15 protein-coding genes are annotated in these 22,446 nt (G+C 35.6%); 4 read left to right on the top strand and 11 right to left on the bottom strand.

All coding sequences use genetic code 11. The annotated features are described in order from the left end of the window. Nucleotides 1–240: 240 nt before the first annotated feature. Together LY01_RS00620 and LY01_RS15210 are read right to left on the bottom strand one after the other, a co-directional pair. On the bottom strand, nucleotides 241–1,668 hold the full coding sequence (locus LY01_RS00620) for an alpha-amylase family glycosyl hydrolase (RefSeq protein WP_104513882.1): 1,428 nt from the start codon (nucleotides 1,666–1,668) through the stop codon (nucleotides 241–243). A gap of 72 nt (nucleotides 1,669–1,740) precedes the next feature. Further along, entirely contained in the window at nucleotides 1,741–1,962 is a 222-nt protein-coding gene (locus tag LY01_RS15210; protein WP_211289254.1) for a hypothetical protein, read from the bottom strand. A gap of 665 nt (nucleotides 1,963–2,627) precedes the next feature. Here LY01_RS15210 and LY01_RS00630 point away from each other — a divergent pair. After that, on the top strand, nucleotides 2,628–5,510 hold the full coding sequence (locus tag LY01_RS00630; protein ID WP_104513883.1) for a SusC/RagA family TonB-linked outer membrane protein: 2,883 nt from the start codon (nucleotides 2,628–2,630) through the stop codon (nucleotides 5,508–5,510). Between the two features lie 500 nt (nucleotides 5,511–6,010). Here LY01_RS00630 and LY01_RS00635 read toward each other — a convergent pair whose 3' ends face one another. The 5 genes from LY01_RS00635 to dnaE form a co-directional block, all read right to left on the bottom strand. Beyond that, nucleotides 6,011–6,940, bottom strand: coding sequence for a DUF58 domain-containing protein (locus LY01_RS00635; RefSeq protein ID WP_104513884.1), 930 nt, complete (start codon nucleotides 6,938–6,940; stop codon nucleotides 6,011–6,013). 124 nt (nucleotides 6,941–7,064) lie between these two features. Then, the gene (locus tag LY01_RS00640) at nucleotides 7,065–8,063 is read right to left on the bottom strand and encodes an NADP-dependent oxidoreductase (RefSeq protein WP_104513885.1); all 999 of its coding nucleotides are present in this window, start codon (nucleotides 8,061–8,063) and stop codon (nucleotides 7,065–7,067) included. A gap of 175 nt (nucleotides 8,064–8,238) precedes the next feature. Beyond that, the gene (locus LY01_RS00645; protein WP_104513886.1) at nucleotides 8,239–8,979 is read right to left on the bottom strand and encodes a hypothetical protein; all 741 of its coding nucleotides are present in this window, start codon (nucleotides 8,977–8,979) and stop codon (nucleotides 8,239–8,241) included. Nucleotides 8,980–9,120: 141 nt separating this feature from the next. Further along, complete coding sequence (gene trxA / locus LY01_RS00650) at nucleotides 9,121–9,441, bottom strand: thioredoxin (protein WP_104513887.1); 321 nt, start codon at nucleotides 9,439–9,441, stop codon at nucleotides 9,121–9,123. 141 nt (nucleotides 9,442–9,582) lie between these two features. After that, on the bottom strand, nucleotides 9,583–13,932 hold the full coding sequence (dnaE, locus tag LY01_RS00655) for a DNA polymerase III subunit alpha (protein ID WP_104513888.1): 4,350 nt from the start codon (nucleotides 13,930–13,932) through the stop codon (nucleotides 9,583–9,585). 407 nt (nucleotides 13,933–14,339) lie between these two features. Here dnaE and LY01_RS00660 point away from each other — a divergent pair, with 407 nt between their 5' ends. Continuing rightward, nucleotides 14,340–15,257 (top strand): hypothetical protein, encoded by a 918-nt coding sequence (locus tag LY01_RS00660; RefSeq protein WP_104513889.1) that lies wholly within the window; start codon nucleotides 14,340–14,342, stop codon nucleotides 15,255–15,257. Between the two features lie 125 nt (nucleotides 15,258–15,382). On the opposite strand, the gene LY01_RS00665 is transcribed toward LY01_RS00660, so the two are convergent. From LY01_RS00665 to LY01_RS00680, 4 genes are all read right to left on the bottom strand, one after another. Further along, nucleotides 15,383–15,829, bottom strand: coding sequence for a ferritin-like domain-containing protein (locus LY01_RS00665; RefSeq protein ID WP_104513890.1), 447 nt, complete (start codon nucleotides 15,827–15,829; stop codon nucleotides 15,383–15,385). Nucleotides 15,830–16,114: 285 nt separating this feature from the next. Then, complete coding sequence (locus LY01_RS00670; RefSeq protein ID WP_104513891.1) at nucleotides 16,115–18,721, bottom strand: ribonucleoside-diphosphate reductase subunit alpha; 2,607 nt, start codon at nucleotides 18,719–18,721, stop codon at nucleotides 16,115–16,117. Between the two features lie 148 nt (nucleotides 18,722–18,869). Beyond that, nucleotides 18,870–19,862 carry a ribonucleotide-diphosphate reductase subunit beta gene (locus tag LY01_RS00675; RefSeq protein ID WP_104513892.1) on the bottom strand — a complete coding sequence of 331 codons (993 nt, stop codon included), beginning with the start codon at nucleotides 19,860–19,862 and terminating at the stop codon, nucleotides 18,870–18,872. 354 nt (nucleotides 19,863–20,216) lie between these two features. After that, entirely contained in the window at nucleotides 20,217–20,780 is a 564-nt protein-coding gene (locus LY01_RS00680) for a DUF3109 family protein (protein WP_104513893.1), read from the bottom strand. Nucleotides 20,781–21,022: 242 nt separating this feature from the next. Between LY01_RS00680 and pyrH the strand changes: the two genes are divergently transcribed. Then, nucleotides 21,023–21,730, top strand: coding sequence for a UMP kinase (gene pyrH / locus LY01_RS00685; protein ID WP_104513894.1), 708 nt, complete (start codon nucleotides 21,023–21,025; stop codon nucleotides 21,728–21,730). A 43-nt stretch (nucleotides 21,731–21,773) separates the two neighbouring features. Next, entirely contained in the window at nucleotides 21,774–22,328 is a 555-nt protein-coding gene (frr, locus tag LY01_RS00690) for a ribosome recycling factor (protein WP_104513895.1), read from the top strand. Nucleotides 22,329–22,446: the final 118 nt, after the last annotated feature.

Genomic DNA, 22,446 nt, shown 5'->3' on the forward strand with positions numbered 1-22,446 from the left:
AATGACAATTACTCTATGATATTTGCATAATTACAATAAAATTGTCACGAAAGTTTCACTTTTTACTTTTTGATACATATTAGCATACATGAATTCTAAAAATTCAGATAAAAAGCAAAGTGAATAATCACATAAGTAACTTCATGGCATACTACTCTTAATTCTATGACTGACACTAGATATCATAAAAAAAGGCTTCCCAAATGAGAAGCATTTTTTACATTTTTGTTGAAAACCGTATTATTTTTCTACAGTAAAAATACGATATCCATACGGTGGAAAATCAAGAAAGTCACCTTCATTAAAATCAACACTACCACCACGTATCGCATCAGTTATTCTACCTGACAAGCCTTTTACTTTTACTTTCTCTCTCTCTGTAGATAAATTTACAATGTAATAAATAACATCTCCATTTTTCTCTCTCTTAATAGCATAAATACTATTATCATTACTTGTTTCTAGTCTGGTATAACTAGCAGGGTTTTTACCACCATTAAGTGCGGCATTATTGTTTTTTAACTCACCTAGTTTTTTCATAAGATCCCAAGTCTCCCCTTTAGTTTTAGGGATAGTATCTTTTTCAAAAAACTTTAATCTGTAATCCATACCATACTCCTGACCAGAATAAATTAATGGCATACCAGGTATCATGTAACTAAATGTAAGCATGGTATTTGCCTTAGATCCCATTCTTTCTTTTACAGATCCATTCCATGAGTTCTCATCATGATTAGTGATAAAATTCATTAAGATATCATCCTTCTCATAATTTTTCTCATTTCGTTCCATGTAATAATCCCATTCTTTAACATCAAAGTCACCCTTAGTCAGCTCATTCATTAAATGATGTCCTTCCCAATTATACCCCATATCAAATGCTTCTTTAAAAAGATCCTTCTTTTCACTCTCTGCTAGCATAAATAAGGGTTTGCGGTCTTCTAATTCTTTAGTCGCATAATTCCAAAATTCAGTAGGAACTTCATGAGCCACATCGCATCTAAAACCATCTACGTCATATCTTTCTATCCATGACGCCATAGCTTGTGTCATATACGTCCACAAGTCTTTATTATCATAATTAAGATCTACAGTATCTGTCCAGTCTGTACCTTCAGGATGCATCATTTTACCATTTTTATCCTTGGTGAAAAAGTCTGGATATTCTTTAATCCATCTATTATCCCATCCTGTATGGTTTGCAACCCAGTCCAGGATCACATACATACCATTATCATGTGCTGTTTTTATAAGATTCTTTAAATCATCAGGCGTTCCTAAATCTGGATTTACTTCTTCATAGTCTGCTACCGCATAGTAACTACCTAAATACTTCTCTCTTTCTTTAGGGTCCTTAATATCCTCTACCATTAAGTCAGCTTTTGCTTTTCTATTCTTTTCTGAAATAGGAAAAACAGGCATCAACCAGATTACCTTAACACCTAGTTCCTTAAGTTCTGGAATATCTTTAGTAAATTCATTAAAAGTCCCTTCTGGAGAATACTGTCTTATGTTTGCTTCATATATCACTGCATTTTCTAAGTCTTTATCCTGGATAGGAGTGTATTCTTTAACCTCATCTTTTTTTGCAAGTGTTTCTTCTTTCACCTCTTCTTTACAAGCAAATAATGCTGTTATGGCTAGTAATCCTAAAATATATTTTTTCATTAAGCTAGTACTTTATTAATAGTTGGTTTTCTTAATCTTATGCTCAGGTATCAAATGTAGGAGTTCTATATCTTATTTAAAATCTTTATTTTGAACATTTGTCATTTGTAGAATAACAAAATTACCAGGTCGTATCTGAATATTCTTATCCGTTACTATGGCATTTATTGCGGTTCCGCTTTCGCGAAAGCGTGCATTATTTAAACCCACATTAAGTATCAAAGAATTCTCATTAAAAAACACCTTTGTACTCTCGTTAAAGTAATGACGTTCTATGTTCAACAAACCATTCATGGTAACCACAAGATATAGAGCAGCTCCAGAAGAAAACTCTAGTTTCCTAGCATTTTCAACGGCCTTGTCTAGCTGCTCATATCTATATCTTAATAATTACAAGCTACCTGTTGGTCTTTGGTAGTCATGTAGAATGAAATACAATAAGTTTCTGTATCTCAATAGGCAAAACACATATTTCTCTCCTACAAATCCATTGAAACCTATGTTAGAAAAGACAATCTTTACCTGAACATGTCTGATTCAACTGGAAGATCTTAAAGCGTACTCCTTAATTTGAGATCATCGTCTACAGTAACGTCTGCCATGGCTAAAAATTTGCGCCATGAATCTTCCTGCAATTTAAGCAAACTTTCATAACTAGCTCTGTTGCTTTCTGTAAAACCTTAAATACTCAATCTCAATAAATTCATATAACCTAAAGTGATTACAACCTTTTAAATCTCTTTACACATTTGATAAAGAAACTTTTAAGCCCTAATATATTTATTTTTAATATACTCTATTGCGTCATTATAACTTATTTCAGGAGTTATTATTTGTTTCGCTTTCGCAAAAGTGAAGTTGCGATAAAAATCAATAACGATTAACGAAAACGTTTAATTTATATAATTTAGCCGTCGTGTGAGAAGAAGACATCATTAATTTTTAACTAAATCAGAAAAATGAATCAGAAATTACAAACAGTTTTACTGTTAATTTTACTACCATTTTTTGCATTTGCGCAAAGTGTCATTACTGGTACAGTACTGGAATCTAACGGCCTACCAGCCTTAGGAGCAACTGTATCTGTAAAAGGCACATCAAATGGTACATCGACAGACTTTGATGGAAAGTACACTTTAAATAATGTACCTAGTGATGCCGTAATCGTATTTTCTTTTATAGGTTATATGACACAAGAGATTCCTTTAAATGGACAGACTTCTATCAACATAACACTAGCAGAGAACCCATCAGAATTAGACACCATCGTTCTTATAGGATATGGTAGCACTAAAAAAGCAAACGTTACCGCAGCACAAACTACTGTAAAAGCAGAAGAGTTTAACAAAGGTGCGATCACCTCACCAGGTCAGTTAATATCTGGTAAAGTAGCCGGTGTACAAGTTACAGCAGCTTCTGGTCGTCCAGGTGATGGACCTGTTATTAGAGTACGTCCAGGTTCTACACTAGGTGGTAATCAAGATGCTCTTTATGTAGTAGATGGTGTACCACTAGATCAACGCAACGCTAGTCTAAATACTATTAACCCAGCAGACATTGAATCCTTTACTATTCTTAAAGATGCCAGTGCTACTGCTATTTATGGTAACCGTGCATCTAACGGTGTTGTTTTAATTACGACTAAAAAAGCTAAACTTAATAGTGATCTCAAAATAGGGTATGATGTACAGTTTGCTGTAAATCAAGTTCAAGATTATGCTCATGTATTAAATGCAGATGAATTTAGACAACTAGTTGTTGATCAAGGTAGAGACCCTGCTGTATTAGGAGATGCTAATACAGACTGGCAAAATGAAATTTATCAAAACGGAACAAGAGCTATTCACAATCTTACCGTAGAAAAAGGATATGAAGCAACTTCTATTAGAGCATCTTTAGGGTACACTAACGAGAATGGTACCTTATTAAGATCTGGTTATGAAAGAGCTACTTTGGGTCTTAACGTAAGACAAAACTTCTTAAAAGGAGATTTAAAACTAAACTTTACTTCTCAACTAGCTCAAGAAGAATTAAGAAGAGCAGATGAAGGTGCTGTAGGGGCAGCAGTTGTTTTTGATCCTACACAATCTATATTTAATAATACAGGAGAATTCGGCGGTTTCTTCGAGTACACTAACTCGACTGGACCAGAAGGTAATGCACCTCGTAATCCACTAGGGTTATTAAATAGTTTAGATTCTCAACTAGATAACAAGCAAGCGAGATTAAATCTTAATGCTGCCTATAATATAAGACAAGTGCCTGGTTTAAAATTTACTGGTAACGCAGGTATCGATTATAATGAGTTTGATGAGTACACGATTAGAGATTTTAACTCTGGTGCTGGGGCTCGTGGAAACAACAGAAGCTTTGGTGAAGGATTCAGAAGAAACCAATTATTAGATGGTCGTTTTGAATACAAAAGAACTTTAGAATCTCTAGACACTGACATGGATCTTACTCTAGGAGGTAGTTTTCAAGATTTCACACGTCAAAGCACAAGTCATTCTACAGTAAACAACGAACTTCAAGAAAATCCTATTGCTATAGATGACTCTGCATTAGTTACTGCATTTGCAAGAGCTTCTTTTGATATTAAAGATTTAGTGGTTTTATCTGCTAGTGCATCTCGCAATGGTAGTTCAAGATTTTCTAAAGAAAATAGATGGGCTAACTTCTATGGAGCAAGTGCTGCTATAAAACTTACCAACACTGACTTTGTACAAAACAGTGGATTCTTATCACAGTTAAAACTACGTGGTGGTTTTGGTCAGACTGGGCAGCAAGATATAGACGCATCATTTGCATACTTATCTGTTTTCACTCCTGGACAGCCACAAGCAGCTGTACAATTCGGTGATCAATTTGTAACCACTATACGTCCAGAAGGATCCATAGATCTTAAATGGGAAACTACAGACCAATGGAATGCTGGTATCGACATAGGATTCTTTGATGACCGTATTACTGGTAGTGTAGATGGTTTTTATAGAGAGACTAAAGATTTATTATTATTCGGTCCACTTCCAGCAGGTGGATTAGAAAATGGTAGTTTTCAAAATGCAGGTTCTACTTTGAGTAGAGGTATTGAAACTAGTATTTCAGGAAAAATAATTCAAACAGAAAATATGAACTGGACACTGTCTGCAAATGCGACTGTTCAAGAAATAGAAATTACAGACCTAGCTGGTGCAGATAACGCACCTGTTCCTGTAGGAGGAATATCTGGTGGTACAGGAAATACGATTCAAGAATGGGCTGTAGGATCTGACCCTACCTCTTTTCATGTTTTCCGTCAGGTATATGATCAGGATGGTAATCCATTAGATGGTGTGTACGTAGATACTAATGGTGATAACATTATTAATGACGCAGATAGAGTAAGGTACAAAAAAGCAAATCACGATGTTTACTTCGGTTTAACTTCTAATTTTAATTATAAGAATCTTGATTTTAGCTTCACATTTAGAGGTGCTGCTGGTGGTTACAACTATAATAACGTAGACTCTAATTCTGCTAGTTATGGAAGTATCTTCCCTACTAACACGCAAACTCCTATATATGTAAATTCAACTGTAGATATTTTAAATACTAATTTTTCTCAACAAAGACTACAGTCTGACTATTATATACAAAAAGCTGACTTTATCAAATTAGATAATGTATCGTTAGGGTATAATTTCCCAGGTGAAAACGTAGATATAAGAGCTTCTATTACAGGAACTAACTTATTAACTATCACTGATTATGATGGTACTGATCCAGAAGTATTTGGTGGTATCGATAATAACCTATTCCCTCGTAATAGAGGTCTAATCTTTGGATTAGGATTTAAATTTTAAAAAGCAACACTATGAAAATGTACAAATCAATTATTTTTCGACTTAGCTCTTTTCATAGTTTTCGATAATATATTTACGGTAGAGTCAAGAGACAATCGAGTTGCAAAACAGAATTATTTCAAGATCCACAACTTACCTAGGTACTATCGTAAAAAACTTACGCAAATCGTCTTCTAGATGAACATTCTGGTGAAGATGGTAGTACAGATCTTAGCAATTTTAAATAATATATTTACTTTATAAAAATCACAACCGCAGATCAAACACAGGTAGAAAAATTAATAAAAATGTAATTCAACCTGTTTTTCTACTTTTTAAAGATAAGTGATATTTATAAAAAGAGGTTTAAGTTATTATTAAAGTGAAGTTTACTTTTGCTTTACCAAAGAGAGATGTTTATCAGATTCCCTAAATCTTTTAAATAATTACTTTGCAGTAACCCTTTACTCTTTTCATAATTCAATTGGTTACGTAAAGCCTGTCCCTGACAGGCTTTTATTTTATTTAAAAAGTTGTCGTTCTAATAAAAAGGTAGTCATAACCACATCAAAGTTTTGTTGAATATCTACCGGCATGTATTTGATTCTATTTTGTCCACAACGTACTCTTAGTTTTTCAAAATATTCTTTTATCGCTTTTTGATAATCTTCTCTAACATTATCTGCATACAGGTTGATATGCTCTCCTGTTTCTACATCTGTATATCGTGTAGGCTTGTTAGAAAAATCAAAGTTGACCTCTGTAGCACTATCATAGGTATGAAAAAGTACCACATCATGTTTGTTATATTTTAAATGCCTAAGCGCTTCAAAGAGTTCGTTTTCATGTCTATCGCTTTGAAACATGTCAGTAAAGAGAAAAATAAGCGATCTGCGTTTTATATTCTCTGCTATCTCGTGCAGATATTTGTAAGTATCTGTAGTTTGCCCGCTAGGTTTCTCACTACTTATTCTAGTCAGTTGATCTAGAAGCATATTGTGATGTCTCTCGCTACCTTTTTCTGGCGCATAATATTCATACTCATTTGCATAAATACTCATTCCTACCGCATCTCTTTGCTTCTTAAGCAGGTTCATAACACTTGCTGCTGCCAGCGCTGTAAAACCTATTTTATTAAGCGAGCCTATCTCTTGTTTTTTAGTCAGTGGATAGTGCATAGAAGGACTGTTATCTACGATAAGATGACAGCGCAAATTAGTCTCTTCGTCATAACGTTTTGTGTAAAGCTTATCTGTTTTTGCAAACAACTTCCAGTCTATATGACGTGTACTCTCACCAGGATTGTAAATTTTATGTTCTGCAAACTCTGCACTAAAACCATGAAAAGGAGATTTATGCATACCACTTATATAACCTTCTACTACCTGACTAGCCAGTAATTGCAGGTTTTTAAAGCCAGTAGTTTTATTGAGTTCCTTTTGTACATCCATAGTGTGAAGATAAGAAAAGCATGACCATCTTAATTGACGATCATGCTTGTTTTATTTATGGGGTTTAAATTTGTTCCGCTTTCGCGAAAGCGAATCTTAAAAAAGTATCGTGCTAAAAACGTTATTAATAGATTTTAACCACCATTTTACCTTTATTTTTCCCTTCAAATAAATCAATAAATGCCTGTGGAATGGAGTCAAAACCTTCTACAACGGTCTCTTCCTTTACCAGTTTCCCATCATTTAACCATTGCGATAATTGCTTTACACCTTCAGGAAAATGCTCTTGATAATTACTAACTATAAAACCTTGCATTTTCACGCTTTGTTTTACAATAGTAGTTTCTAATCTAGGCCCAGTAGGCTTTTCAGTCTCATTATATAACGAGATCGCACCACAGTTTATAACACGACCTAAGCGGTTTATGTTTTTCATAGCTGCATCTAGCGTGTAGCTACCCACGTTATCAAAATAAATATCTATACCATCTGGCGCGTGCTCTTTAATCGCAGCAGCTAGGTCTTCTGTTTTATTATAATTAATAGATGCATCAAAACCGAATTTACTCTTAAGTAACTCCACTTTTTCATCAGACCCAGCGATACCTATGACTTTAAGTCCTTTTATTTTACCTATTTGCCCTACTACAGATCCTACGGCACCTGCTGCACCAGAGACTAGTAAAGTCTCTCCTTCTTTAGGCTCTCCTATTCTATCTAGTCCAAAGTATGCGGTAAGTCCAGTCACACCTAGAATTCCTAGATTTGCACTTAATGAATTTTCATCACTACTTACTTTACGTAAATTCTCTGCAGTACTTGTTTGATATTCTTTCCATTCTAATGACCCTGTTAGAAAATCTCCTTTTTCAAATCGGTCATTGTTACTTTCTACAACCTCAGCCACAATTGCAGATGCTATGGGAGCACCTATTTCAAAAGGCTCTATATAAGATTTTTCATCTCGCATACGTCCACGTAGATAAGGATCTACTGACACGTATTTAGTTCTCAATAAAACCTCACCATCTTTAGGCGATGGCTTTTCTTCTTCTATGAATTCAAAATTACTGTTTTGTGGTGTTCCTTGCGGTCTATTTTTCAACAATATAGTCTTGCTCATAATCATTAATTTTATTTTCAAATTAACCCAAATACTCTAGAAAAGTATTAGGGTTATATTAAAATTGAACCTAAAATGGTTAAACTTTAAACAAGATCATGATCATCTGTTTTTTTAAGAAAAGAGCAAAAAAAATCCTACTCAAAATGAACAGGCTTTACTAAGAGACACTCCCTTAATTGATTATTCTACCAAAGAAAGAATTAATATTATAAAATACAAAAGCTGTATCATTAATTTGAACCTCATTACCTCTAGCTATATAAATATCCAGACCATCACCAATTTCAAAATCAGCTAATGCATCTGGACTAATAGTAAAAGATTCCTCATCATCAGTAATCACCTCGCTTATGACACCAAATGGATTATCTTCAATGTTTGAAAAACGTTCTCCTCTATTAATTACTACTAAGAAGATTTTACCAAAAGGATTATAACTGTCTTGTGTCCAAGGTATAGTAATACCATTTTCCTTTGAAATATCAACAAATAAGCCATTAGTAAATAAATTTTCCGGCACTTCAACTAACCTAGGAACATATACTTCTTCACTAATTCCTTGATAAATAACCTCCTTTACATTCCCTATTGAAGTAACATTCGTCATGTTCATATTTTCTCCAGCACCTATGTATAAAATATTTTCAGAAAACAAATCAGTAATGAAGTTACTACCATCAATTGCAAAAGGTTGAATATCATCCCCCACAAAATCAACTTGAACAGTATTATGAGTTCCTTCAACATTATTAGCTCCAGTAACTTCTACAAAAACTTGATTTTCGGCAGAAGACAAGGCGGACTTAAAAATGTATGATTCAATATCAATAGAGCCAGAAACTTTATCAGAACTACATGAATTAAAAGCTATTATACCTAGTAATATAGCTGTATAGTTTATTATTTTTTTCATTTACTCACATTTTAATTAATTAAGCTAGTAATTAGTTATGGCCATAACTCGAAAGTAAAGAAAGTTAACAAAGATTTAAATATTTTTAACAAAAAAAGCCTGCTCAAAATGAGCAGGCTTATCTATTTTATATTTTGAATACTAGTTCAAAAGAGAGTCTAAAGCGTCTGTATAAGCATCTTTAGGAGCAACTCCTACCTGACGACCTACTACTTCACCGTTTTGAAAAACTAATACTGTAGGGATGTTACGTACACCATATTTAGCAGCAAATTCTTGATTTGCATCTACGTCCATTTTACCTACTACAGCTTTATCAGCATACTCAGTAGAAACCTCGTCGATGATAGGTCCTACCATACGACATGGTCCACACCACGCTGCCCAAAAGTCAACCAATACTGGCTTTTCACTTTTTAATACTGTTTCTTCAAAGTTTGCATCTGTTATTTCTAGTGCCATGATATTTTTCTTTAATAATTATATACAAATTTAAACAAAACTAACGCCATACACACTAGTCTGGTATTGTAGTTACTTATATTGATATTTCACTTATTAATGCTGACTATATAATAGGTGAAATATCATATCAGGAATAAATCAATTCACCCCATAAGTTATGTCGTTATCATCTAGCAGTTGCAACAGCTCTGCACTGACGTTTACCTTTTGTAATCTAGCAGACATATCTATAGAGATCTTTTCTTCATGATCTTTTAAATTAAAGAGCAGTCTATGATCTCCTTGATGTTTATCTAGTGCGTCTTTTAATAGAGCAATGCGTTCTTCTAGTATTTCACTTACATGAAATTCTATAGTAAGTTTCTTTGCAGCTTGCGCCATGACATCTTGTAACTGTGCCATCTGAACAAATAAAATACGTGGATCTCGCGGCTTACCAGTATTCTTATCTATCCAGCCTTGTTGTATTTTAACCTTGGCATGTAAGAAACTATTAGGCACTAAAAAGTGTCTGAATTTTAAATAATCCTCACCGAACATTCTGAATTCAAAGGACTCGTCATAATCCTCCATGGTAAAAATACCCCAAGGTTTATTTGCTTTACTCATCATGTGTCGTGCCTCAGATATCACCCCACAAAATGTAAGCTCTCTATTTACCAGAGGTGTGAGATCTTTCATAGCAGCGAGGTTTGCATTACAAAAGAATTTCATCTCTCGCTTATAATCGTCTAGTGGATGACCAGATATGTAAATACCTACTACTTCTCGTTCTCTTTTCAATTTCTCCATCGTTCCCCAATCTTCACAAACAGGTAGTTGTGGCTCTGGAATTTGCACATCGCTGGCCTCACCAAAAAGGCTTACTTGAGCACTGTTCTCATTTTCTTGAAACTTCTGTGCATACTTAACTACTTGTTCTAAGAATATCTGTCCGTTATCAAATTCGTGGAAAAATTGCGCACGATTCTCTCCACCTAATCCGTCAAAACCACCGCTTAAAGCTAGTGCTTCAAAAGATTTTTTATTTGCAGCACGCAAGTCTATGCGCTTTGCCATATCAAAGATGCTCTTATAATGACCATCTTTTCTATTTTCAATAATAGTCATTACCGCACCATGGCCTAAACCTTTTACAGCTCCCATACCAAAACGTATAGCACCTTTAGGGTTTACTGTAAATTTATAGTTAGATTCATTTACATCTGGACCTAATACATCGAGTCCCATGCGGCGACACTCATCCATAAATTTAGTCACATCCTTGATCTGGTTCATATTGTTAGACAAGGTTGCTGCCATAAACTCTGCTCCATAGTTTGCTTTTAAATAAGCTGTTTGATAGGCTATCCATGCATAACAGGTAGAGTGAGATTTATTAAAGGCATAAGATGCAAAGGCTTCCCAGTCTTTCCATACTTTTTCTAATACCGTACGGTCGTGCCCATTTCCTTCTCCAGCATCTAGAAATTTAGGCTTCATTTTTTGTAGCGTTGCCATTTGCTTTTTACCCATAGCTTTTCTCAAAACATCGGCATCACCTTTTGAGAAGTTTGCCAGCTTTTGAGAGAGTAGCATTACTTGCTCTTGGTAAACAGTAATACCATACGTTTCCTTTAGGTATTCTTCCATCGCATCTAGATCATAAACGATCTCTTTACGACCGTGTTTACGATCAATAAATTCTGGAATATATTCTAGTGGACCAGGTCTGTACAAGGCATTCATGGCAATAAGATCGGCAAATTGAGTAGGTTTTAACTCTCTCATATATTTTTGCATCCCCAAACTTTCATACTGAAAAATGGCAGTAGTCTCTCCACGCTGGAAAAGCTCATAAGTCTTCTCGTCGTCTAGCGGTATAGATTCTATATCCAGCTCTATTCCATGACGTTCTTTTATAATCGCAACAGTATCCTTAATCTGGCTCAAGGTTTTTAATCCCAAGAAATCCATCTTAAGCAGTCCAGCACTTTCTACGACCTCGTTATCAAACTGAGTCACATAAAGATCTGAATTTTTTGCTGTTGCTACAGGTACAAAATTAGTAAGGTCATCTGGTGTAATGATCACACCACAGGCGTGTACACCGGTATTTCTCACACATCCTTCTAGAATTCTAGCTTTCTGTATAGTTTCTGCGATAAGATCATTTCCCTCAGCTAGGCTTCTTAATTCTCGCACCATGTCTGCATCATCACCACGGAATTTTCCTGCGATTTCATTATCTTCTAGAGCAAACATTTTCTTCAACTTAGCAAAATCAGGAATTAATTTTGCCACACGGTCTGCGTCTTGTAATGGTAAATCTAGTGCTCGAGCTGTATCTCTAATAGACGACTTTGCCGCCATCGTACCATAGGTAATAATTTGTGCTACTTGTGACGCTCCATATTTCTCAATAACGTAGTCCATTACTTTGTAACGGTTCTCATCATCAAAATCTATATCAATATCGGGCATGGATACACGATCTGGATTTAGGAAACGCTCAAAAAGCAGGTCGTAATGTATAGGATCTACATTTGTAATCCATAAACAATAGGCTACCACACTACCAGCGGCACTACCACGACCAGGTCCTACAGCCACATCCATGTCTCTGGCTGCTTTTATAAAATCCCAAGTAATCAAGAAATAACCAGGATAACCGGTCTTTTTAATTGTCTCTAATTCAAATTCTAGTCGTTCTTCTATTTCTGGAGTGATCTCACCATAACGTATTTTTGCACCTTCATAAGTAAGGTGTCTCAAATAGCTATTCTCACCATTCTTAGTATTATTAACTGCGTCATTTTCATCTACAAACTCTGTTGGAATATCAAAGGCAGGTAACAGTACATCTCTCGCAAGCTCATATGCCTCTACTTTATCTACTACTTCTTGTACATTAAGTATCGCCTCGGGCAAGTCTTTAAAGAGTTCTTTCATCTCTGGAGCAGACTTGTAATAATACTCCTGATTAGGCAATCCATAACGGTAACCACGACCACGACCTATAGGCGTTGCTTGCTTCTCATTATCTTTTACACAAAGTAAAATATCATGTGCATTTGCATCTTCTTTATGTATGTAATACGTATTATTAGTCGCTACTATTTTTACATCGTGTTTACGAGCAAAGCTGACTAACACCTCATTTGCGCGATTTTCATCTTCTTGACCATGGCGCATTACCTCAACATAAAGATCGTCACCAAAGTGCTTTTTCCACCACAATAGTGCTTCTTCGGCCTGATTTTCTCCTAAGTTCAAAATCTTAGAAGGCACCTCACCATACATGTTTCCTGTAAGAACAATTAGGTCTTCCTTATATTCTTCTACCAGTTTTTTATCTATACGCGGCATGTAGTAAAACCCATCTGTGTAGGCTTTACTTGCCATTTTTGCTAGATTGTGATATCCATTCTTGTTTTTGGCTAGAATTACTATCTGGTATCCATTATCCTTGTGTGTACGATCGTACATATCTTCACACACCTGGAACTCACAACCTATTATAGGTTTTATAGGTTCTTTTTCTTCTCCTTCTTCCGCATCTGCTAGACTCGCATTATGTGCTTTTACCGCACGTACAAAATGGAATGCTCCCATCATGTTTGCATGGTCTGTCATGGTAACGGCATTCATATTATTTGCCGCAGCAGCTGTAACTAGATCTTTTACACTAGCTGTACATTGTAATATAGAAAACTGACTATGACTGTGTAAATGTGCAAAACTCGCATCTCTTAATTCATTTAAGTTCTCTTTAATTTCTGCCTTAGATATCTCTGGACTATCGTTGGACTTTAATCTTTCTGATGCTTTTTTAAGATTGACATGCTTTATTCCTACCGGTGCGATGGTTGTAGGGTTGCTTTCGCGAAAGCGTAAAAAATATCCATCTTCAAAACCTAGTTGTTCTAGCGAGTACTGCTCTTTTCTAAGTAATTCTAAGAAACAACGCGTGGTTGCCTCCACATCTGCAGTCGCGTTGTGCGCTTCTCCAAAGGGCTGATTAAACAGAAACTGGTGCAGCTCTGTAAGTGTCGGTAATTTAAATTTACCATATCGCCCACCGGGAATCTGACATAAATTTGCCGTGTGCTCTGTACAGGTATCTAGAACAGGTAACTCTTGTAAATCGTTACCTATTTGAGTGCGCTCAAATTCTGCTCCAGTAACATTAAGGTCAAATTTTAAATTCTGACCTACAATAAATTTTGTTTTACTAAGTGCTATGTTAAATTTCTCTAACATCTCCACTAGAGGAATACCGTCTTTTTGAGCAAGTGCTGTAGAGATACCATGTATACGCTCTGCATCATAAGGGATGTCAAAACCGTCTGGTTGTATCAAATAATCTTGAGCCTCTATAAGGTTACCCATCTCGTCATGTAACTGCCACGCTATCTGTATAACCCTAGGCCAGTTATCTACATCTGTAAAAGGTGCATCCCAGCGTTTAGGTAATCCAGTAGTTTCTGTGTCAAAAATTAAGTACATAAGCGCGCGTTCTAAAAGATGAAATTACTTCTATAAAAGGAATTGAAAAATATTTACATAAATCTGATTATCAATAGCATGAAATCTGTAATCTAATTATTTTTCGGATTTTAAATATAGGTCTTTGAGTTGCTTTTTGAAAGTAGAGTTATGAACAATCTTAGTTAAAATTACAGCTCTTGTAAAGACTATAGACAATTGAAAAACAAAATATTTCTTACTTATCCCGACACAATTGTCACAATCTTGCAATAACATGTGATATAAATGAAATGAAATCGAGAGGCAATCGTGAATTAAAAAATCGCTATTTGTTGTGTTCAAAAACAGTAAGCTTTTAGAGAATTAAAAACTCTTACTGTTTCACATAACAACTCGAACTTAAATTTCAATTTTAAAATTTTATCATGAAAACAAATTTTTTATTTTCACTATTACTATCAGTAGTATTTACATCTACTGTATTTTCTCAAGGACTAGTAGATGGTTTTTTTAATCCTAAAGGCGATTTATCTGTTACGGCTAGTTATACACGCAGCACCTTTGACGCATTTTATATAGGAAAAGATAAAGTAGACCCTATACCTGCTCACAATGAAATAGATCAAGACATATATAATCTCTATGCAAAATATTCCATCACAGACAACTTTACTGTTATCGCAAACGCACCTTATATAAGTGCTCAAGGAAATGGCGCTGCAGACCCAGTAAATGGGACTACAGAGCAATCTGACTTTCAAGATATAAGTTTATATGGTAAATACAGAGCCTTCAGTACAAAACTAGGTAAAGCAAGATTAGACGGTCTAGGTGCTGTAGGTGTTACACTACCTGGCGGTTATGAGCCTAATGGAATACTATCTCTAGGTTCTGGAGCGGTAACGACTAACTTACATCTAGGTGCTCACTTACAAGCAGACTCTGGTTTATTTGCTACTGCAGTTGCAGGATACAGTCTACGTGGTGATGCAGATGATAATCTAGGTGTTAATGGTGGTAACGATCTAGATGTACCAGATGCTTTATTATTCATGGGTAAAATAGGATATTCTAACGCACTTTTTTATGTAGAAGCATGGATGGATTACCAGTCTTCTTCTGACGGTAGAGATATTTCTGACGCAGATTTTGGTGGTAGATTTCCAGAGACAGAAGTAGATTACACACGTATAGGTGTTACTGCTTATGTACCTGTACTTCCATCATTAGGATTAAGTGCTGGATATGGAACACTAGTCGACGGACGCAATGTAGGAGATTCTAATTATTTTAATCTAGGAGTGACCTATTCGCTTTCAGTCGGTTCTAAGAAAGCAAAATAATTAGTTAGTTCTATTTTATAGAAGAGAACTCTTACATGAAAATCGCTTCTATAAACTCTAAAAAATAGGACATAAAAAAGCTCGATCTTAAAAGATCGAGCTTTTACTATTTTACACCTTTTCTATTAGGCTATTTCTTCCATTGCATTTACTCTAGTTAATGCATTTTGAATAGTATCTCTATGCTTTATCAACACGTTTTTTGTTGATGGCGGCAAGGTAGTTTCTGCAATAATCTCATTGTATTCTTCTACTGCGCTTTTTTCACCTCTTACGGCCTCTTCTAGAATTGCTTCTTCTTTATCTGAAGTAAAAGTAGACTTTATGTTCATCCAGGTGCGATGCGCATCTCCTTTTAAACTTGTCCCTTTTTCTGGACTCTCTCCATAACTTTTAATCTCTTCTTTTAATTCATGTCCAAAATTATAACGCTCTTCTTGTTGTTTTGAGAAAAAATCTTTTAATCTACTGCTATTCACTTGCTCTGTTGCTAGTTTATATCCAGCCTCTGCATCATAGTTTTTAGTTAGTAAATCATTTAATTTTTGGGACACTTCTTTTGTGTAGTTCATAATATTTGTTTGTATGGTTAATAATTAATTATACCACAAACATATAACAATGAACCAGTTACAAACGACCGATTAAGACAGGTTTAAAAAAAGCTTAGTAGAGATTTAAGATTAGCTTACTTTATCCCGCTTTTATGTTAAGAGATTTAAGGTTTTTATGTCTTTCAAAACAACTTCTTAAAGTAGTTTATCATTCCGCTTTCGCGAAAGCGAAACTATAGAACATAAAAAAGCCCAATCACAGGATTGGGCTTTGATACGTTTTAGTAATAAATGTAATAAAAATTATGAACCGCACATCTCACAGTCGTCACCATTACTGGCAGCGTCTTTTGCACGTTGCAAGATTAATTTATATTCTTCGGCAGTCATTTCTTCGTTTTCTGTAACTACGTTAGTATTTACAACTGGCTGCGTTTGATTCATAACGTTTGCCGCTGCTGGAGCACTATCTTCTACAAATAAAGACTGAGACTGTACTGGAGCTGCTGCTTGAGCCTGAACAGGAGCAGGTTGTGACACTTGCTGTTGTGCTCTTAGTGTGCTTGCTGCTTGTGCTGGCGCTGTTGTATTAAGAACAGGAACCTCTACTGCTGCAGGTGCTGCGATAGGTGCTGCTTTCTTTTCCTTTGTTACCGTAAATTTAATTGCATCTACTGCTGCCTTTGTTCTTAGGTAATACATTCCTGTTTTTAAACCACTTTTCCACGCATAGAAGTGCATAGAGGTAAGCTTAGAAGTAGTCACGTTTTCCATGAATAGGTTTAAGGATTGCGACTGGTCGATAAAGAAACCTCTCTCGCGAGACATATCGATAATGTCCTTCATCTTTAATTCCCACACTGTTTTATAAAGCTCTTTAATATCTGCTGGAATTCCTTCTATCGCTTGTATAGAACCATTATTTCTCATGATCGCGTTCTTTAAGCTATCATCCCAAAGTCCTAAATCTACTAGGTCTTTTAATAAATGTTTATTCACGACGATAAACTCACCAGAGAGTGTTCTACGTGTGTAAATGTTAGAAGTATAAGGCTCAAACGCCTCATTGTTACCAAGGATTTGAGAAGTACTGGCTGTAGGCATAGGCGCAACTAATAGTGAGTTTCTCACACCGTGTTCCATTACCTTAGTTCTTAGATCTGCCCAGTTCCAGCGACCGCTTAAATCTGTATCATTTACATTCCACATGTTGTACTGGAATTCTCCTTTTGACATAGGTGAACCGGCAAATGTAGAATAAGGTCCTTCTTCAATAGCCATTTCCATAGAAGCCTCACAAGCTGCAAAGTATAAGGTCTCAAAAATCTCTGAGTTTAATTTCTTTGCCTCGTCACTTGTAAATGGAAGACGTAACATGATAAAAGCATCTGCTAGACCTTGAATACCTAATCCTACTGGTCTGTGACGCATGTTAGAATTTCTCGCCTCAATTACTGGGTAATAGTTGCGATCGATAACTTTGTTAAGGTTGCGAGTTACTCTTTTTGTTACTTTATATAATGCTTTGTGATCAAATGCACCATCTTTAATAAACATAGGTAATGCAATAGAGGCTAGGTTACATACTGCAACCTCGTCTGGAGATGTATACTCCATGATCTCTGTACATAGGTTTGAAGACCTGATGGTACCTAAATTCTTCTGGTTAGACTTATTATTTGCTGCATCTTTATATAACATGTATGGTGTACCTGTCTCGATTTGAGATTCTAGTATCTTATCCCATAACTCACGAGCCTGGATAGTCTTGCGACCTTTTCCTTCTTGCTCATATTTAGTATACAATGCTTCAAACTCATCTCCATGAAGGTTATAAAGATCTGGACACTCGTGTGGACACATTAATGTCCATGTAGAGTTAGTCTCTACTCTTTTCATGAAAAGGTCTGAGATCCACATCGCATAGAATAAATCGCGTGCACGCATTTCTTCTTTACCGTGATTCTTTTTAAGATCGAGGAAATCAAATATATCTGCATGCCATGGTTCCATATAAATAGCAAAGGAACCTTTACGTTTTCCTCCACCTTGATCTACATAACGTGCCGTATCGTTATATACTTTAAGCATAGGCACAATACCGTTAGAAGTACCGTTAGTACCACCTATGTAAGAACCTCTCGCACGTATATTATGAATAGATAGTCCTATACCACCAGCGCTTTGTGAGATTTTTGCTGTTTGTTTTAATGTATCGTAAATACCTTCTATACTATCATCTTGCATCGTTAATAAGAAACAAGAAGACATTTGAGGCTTAGGTGTACCTGCATTAAATAATGTAGGTGTTGCATGAGTGAAGAACTTTTTAGACATCAACTCATAGGTCTCTATAGCTGCATCTAAATCGTCTATATGAATACCTACAGACACACGCATTAACATGTGTTGTGGACGCTCTGCAATCTGACCGTTAATTTTTAATAAATAACTACGTTCTAATGTTTTAAACCCAAAGTAATCGTACCCAAAATCACGATTATAGATAATGGCCGAGTTCAAGCGGTCTGCATTATCTTGTATTACTTTATACACCTCGTCAGAGATCATAGGTGCAGCTTTCTCTGTACGTGGATTTACGTATTGATAAAGATCTGTTACTACGTCAGTGAAGGTCTTTTTTGTGTTCTTATGCAGGTTAGAAACCGAGATACGTGCCGCAAGACGTGCATAATCTGGATGTGCAGTAGTCATAGTTGCAGCAGTCTCTGCAGCTAGGTTATCAAGTTCACTAGTAGTAACACCGTCATATAACCCATCGATTACACGCATAGCTACTTTTACTGGGTCTACATGATTACTTAAACCGTAACATAATTTACGTACTCTCGCTGTGATTTTATCAAACATCACTGGCTCCTTGTGGCCGTCTCTTTTTACTACAAACATATTGAACTGTTTTATTTGGGTTAAGAGATAAGGATTCTACTCCCTTTCTCTTGTAATTGGGTTAACATAAGTGAAAATATCTTGACATATTTTCGGTAATTTATAATGGAACAACTGTTGCAGTTGTAAGGTCTAAATAAGCTTTGCTCTAGAAATCAGCATCTAAAGAAAAAGAATCCATAGAATCTTTATCTTCTTTAGTACTGTTCATAACACCAGCTTTCTGGTACTCACCTACTCTTTTTTCAAAGAAGTTGGTCTTACCTTCCATACCTATTAAATCCATAAAATCAAACGGATTAGTCACGTTATAAACAGGCTCGCATTCTAATTCTACTAGTAAACGGTCTGTTACAAACTCTAGGTATTGAGTCATTAATTTTGCATTCATACCTATTAAACTAGCAGGTAATGACTCTGTAATGAACTCGCGCTCTATATTTAAGGCGTCCACAATAATTTCTGTGATACGTTCTTTAGGCACTTTATTAACTAGGTGGTGATTATGTAGGTGTACTGCAAAATCACAGTGCATACCCTCATCACGAGAAATCAATTCATTAGAAAAAGTAAGTCCTGGCATTAAACCACGCTTCTTTAACCAGTAAATAGAACAAAAAGCACCTGAGAAGAAAATACCTTCTACTGCTGCAAATGCAATAAGACGCTCTGCAAATGATGGACTATCGATCCATTTCATTGCCCAGTCTGCCTTTAATTTAATCGCAGGGAAATTTTCTATAGCTCTAAAAAGCTGATCTTTTTCTTTATCGTCTTTTACATAAGTATCAATAAGAAGAGAGTAAGTCTCTGAATGTATGTTTTCCATCATGATCTGGAAACCATAGAAAAACTTAGCTTCAGAATATTGAACTTCATTTACAAAGTTCTCTGCTAGATTCTCATTTACAATACCATCACTCGCTGCAAAAAATGCAAGAATGTGTTTTATAAAATAACGCTCGTCAGAATTAAGAGATTGTTCCCAGTCTGTAATATCAACTTGCAAATCGATTTCTTCTGCCGTCCATATACATGCCTGTTGCTTCTTATACCATTCCCATAAATCATCATGTTGAATAGGAAAAATAACAAATCTATCTGGATTCTCTTGTAAAATAGGTTCTGGAGTCGTCTGCATGTGGCCTTTAATTATCTCGTTAATTTCTTAAAACTTAAGAGTAACAAAGATGGCTAAAGTTTGAGGCGATATGGAGGTTTTAACATTTGCCTTTTTCACAAGTTTTCAACATAGAACTTTTGTGAATTATTTACCACAAAAAACTAACTGACAGCCATTTAACATATTGTTTCGATGAATGGTTTTTTACTCAATTTAGAAATGTTAAATCACTTATTTCATCACTACTGAGCCTCGATTTGAAGACTTTTCCTACGTCTAGTTAGCATATTTTTTACAAGAAGTTATTCACGGTTTCACAAAAGGAGAACTATAAAAAACGCTCTTTGAAAACGCAGATTTTGAATTAACGCTCTAAAAATCCTTTGCAATTTCTTCTAATTCTGAATACCATTCCTGACCGAATTTTCTGGTCAGTGGTTCTTTCAAAAATTTATAAACTGGCACGCCTAATTCTTCACCTAGCGCACAGGCGTCGTCACAAATTTGCCATTTGTGATAATTCACCGCTTTAAAATCGGTATATTCTTGAATACGTACTGGGTATAAATGACAAGATATAGGTTTATAAAAAGTCGTTTTACCATCTCTATAAGCAGACTCTATACCACACAACGCTGTACCATCTTCTTTAAAAGTAGCATAAACACACTCTTCATTATTAACGAGTGGAGTTTCTAACTCTCCATTCTCACGTTCTATCCATGTACCTTGCTCCTCTATAACCGCAATACCTTCTGGACGTAAATAAGGTTTTATCTTCTCATACTCACGATCTAGTATATCTAATTCTTTTTGCTCTAGAGGCGCGCCTGCCTCTCCTGCTACACAACAAATTCCTTTACATGCAGTAAGATTACATACAAAGTCTTTTTCAAGAAGATCGTCTGACACAATGGTTTTTCCCAGCTGGAACATAAGGTAAATAGTTAGATTGCAAAGATAGCTTTTGAACCTGAATTTGAGATTTAATCTCAGACTCTAAATACCAAGCATTTAAATAAATCGCAGATACATATGAAACGACTGCTATTATTTAGGACTGTTTCTTTAATATGTAGAGATGATTATTCTTATATCGCTTTCGCGAAAGCGATACCTAAATAAATATTTAATAGGATTTCTAATTCATTTATATTTGCAGCACACACATCTATGTTATGAAATACAATCGCATTTTATTAAAACTATCTGGAGAAGCCTTAATGGGTGAACGACAGTACGGTATCGACCCTAAACGCCTGGCAGAATATGCTCAGGAAATAAAAGAAGTTACCGATCTAGGTATAGAGGTAGCCATAGTTATAGGTGGTGGTAACATTTTTAGAGGTGTTGCTGGAGCTAGTAATGGTATGGATCGCGTACAAGGTGACCACATGGGAATGCTAGCAACTGTAATTAATGGTCTTGCTTTACAGAGCGCTCTAGAAGATGCTGATGTACCGACTAGATTACAGACTGCGATTAAAATTAATGAAGTAGCAGAGCCTTTTATACGTCGCAAGGCGATGAGACACCTACAGAAGGGACGCGTAGTAATTTTCGGTGGTGGAACAGGTAACCCATACTTTACTACAGACAGCGCCGCTGTTCTTAGAGCCATAGAAATAGAGGCAGATGTTATTCTTAAAGGTACTCGTGTAGATGGTATTTACACTGCAGACCCAGAGAAAGATGCGTCGGCAACTAAATTTGATTTTATATCCTTTGACGATGTATTGAGCAAAGGCCTTAAAGTAATGGACACTACGGCATTTACTTTAAGTCAAGAAAATGAATTACCTATTATTGTTTTTGACATGAACACAAATGGCAACTTAATTAAGCTATTGAGTGGTGAAAACATAGGTACTAAAGTACAAATGTAAAAACGGCAATATATTTGCATAGCATATTATAAAAATACTAGTGATGACTGAAGAAATTAATTTTATACTAGATAGCGCCAAGGAAAACATGGATAACGCTATCACACACTTAGAAAAAGAACTTTTAAGTATACGTGCAGGAAAAGCATCTCCTGCCATGTTAAGCACTGTAATGGTAGACTACTACGGTAGCCAGACGCCCTTATCACAGGTAGCAAACGTTTCTACTCCAGACGCTCGTACGTTAACTATACAGCCGTGGGAAAAAGGTATGATTACCGAAATTGAGAAGGGAATCATGTATGCTAACCTAGGTTTAAACCCTATGAATAACGGCGAGAGCGTTATCATAAACGTACCTGCTCTTACAGAAGAAAGACGTAAGGACCTTGCAAAACAAGCAAAAGCTGAAGGTGAGGAAGCAAAAATAGGTGTCCGTAACGACCGTAAGGTGGCTATGAATGATCTTAAGAAACTTGATATTTCTGAAGATTTACTTAAAAATGCTGAAGACGATGTGCAAAACTTAACTAACAAATATGTTGCTAAAATAGACGAGCATCTAGTTGTTAAGGAACAAGAGATTATGAAAGTATAATAGATTGCTATCTATTTAACAAAACGCCAGTGTCACCACTGGCGTTTTTTTACGCTCACAATATTCTCATAAGTACCGTAGTTTTATAACTGTGCTTATTCTATTTTTAACCTTTCTA

This window comes from Nonlabens xylanidelens (assembly GCF_002934445.1).
In the GTDB taxonomy this organism is placed as follows: domain Bacteria; phylum Bacteroidota; class Bacteroidia; order Flavobacteriales; family Flavobacteriaceae; genus Nonlabens; species Nonlabens xylanidelens.

Coding starts and splice junctions, on each gene's coding strand:
- dnaE (WP_104513888.1), bottom strand. CDS start 13,932: ATGTACTTAATTTTTGACACAGAAACTACTGGATTACCTAAACGCTGG.
- LY01_RS00665 (WP_104513890.1), bottom strand. CDS start 15,829: ATGAACTACACAAAAGAAGTGTCCCAAAAATTAAATGATTTACTAACT.
- frr (WP_104513895.1), top strand. CDS start 21,774: ATGACTGAAGAAATTAATTTTATACTAGATAGCGCCAAGGAAAACATG.
- LY01_RS00670 (WP_104513891.1), bottom strand. CDS start 18,721: ATGTTTGTAGTAAAAAGAGACGGCCACAAGGAGCCAGTGATGTTTGAT.
- LY01_RS00635 (WP_104513884.1), bottom strand. CDS start 6,940: ATGGATGTACAAAAGGAACTCAATAAAACTACTGGCTTTAAAAACCTG.
- pyrH (WP_104513894.1), top strand. CDS start 21,023: ATGAAATACAATCGCATTTTATTAAAACTATCTGGAGAAGCCTTAATG.
- LY01_RS00660 (WP_104513889.1), top strand. CDS start 14,340: ATGAAAACAAATTTTTTATTTTCACTATTACTATCAGTAGTATTTACA.
- LY01_RS00620 (WP_104513882.1), bottom strand. CDS start 1,668: ATGAAAAAATATATTTTAGGATTACTAGCCATAACAGCATTATTTGCT.
- LY01_RS00645 (WP_104513886.1), bottom strand. CDS start 8,979: ATGAAAAAAATAATAAACTATACAGCTATATTACTAGGTATAATAGCT.
- LY01_RS00680 (WP_104513893.1), bottom strand. CDS start 20,780: ATGTTCCAGCTGGGAAAAACCATTGTGTCAGACGATCTTCTTGAAAAA.
- LY01_RS00640 (WP_104513885.1), bottom strand. CDS start 8,063: ATGAGCAAGACTATATTGTTGAAAAATAGACCGCAAGGAACACCACAA.
- LY01_RS00675 (WP_104513892.1), bottom strand. CDS start 19,862: ATGCAGACGACTCCAGAACCTATTTTACAAGAGAATCCAGATAGATTT.
- LY01_RS00630 (WP_104513883.1), top strand. CDS start 2,628: ATGAATCAGAAATTACAAACAGTTTTACTGTTAATTTTACTACCATTT.
- trxA (WP_104513887.1), bottom strand. CDS start 9,441: ATGGCACTAGAAATAACAGATGCAAACTTTGAAGAAACAGTATTAAAA.
- LY01_RS15210 (WP_211289254.1), bottom strand. CDS start 1,962: ATGAATGGTTTGTTGAACATAGAACGTCATTACTTTAACGAGAGTACA.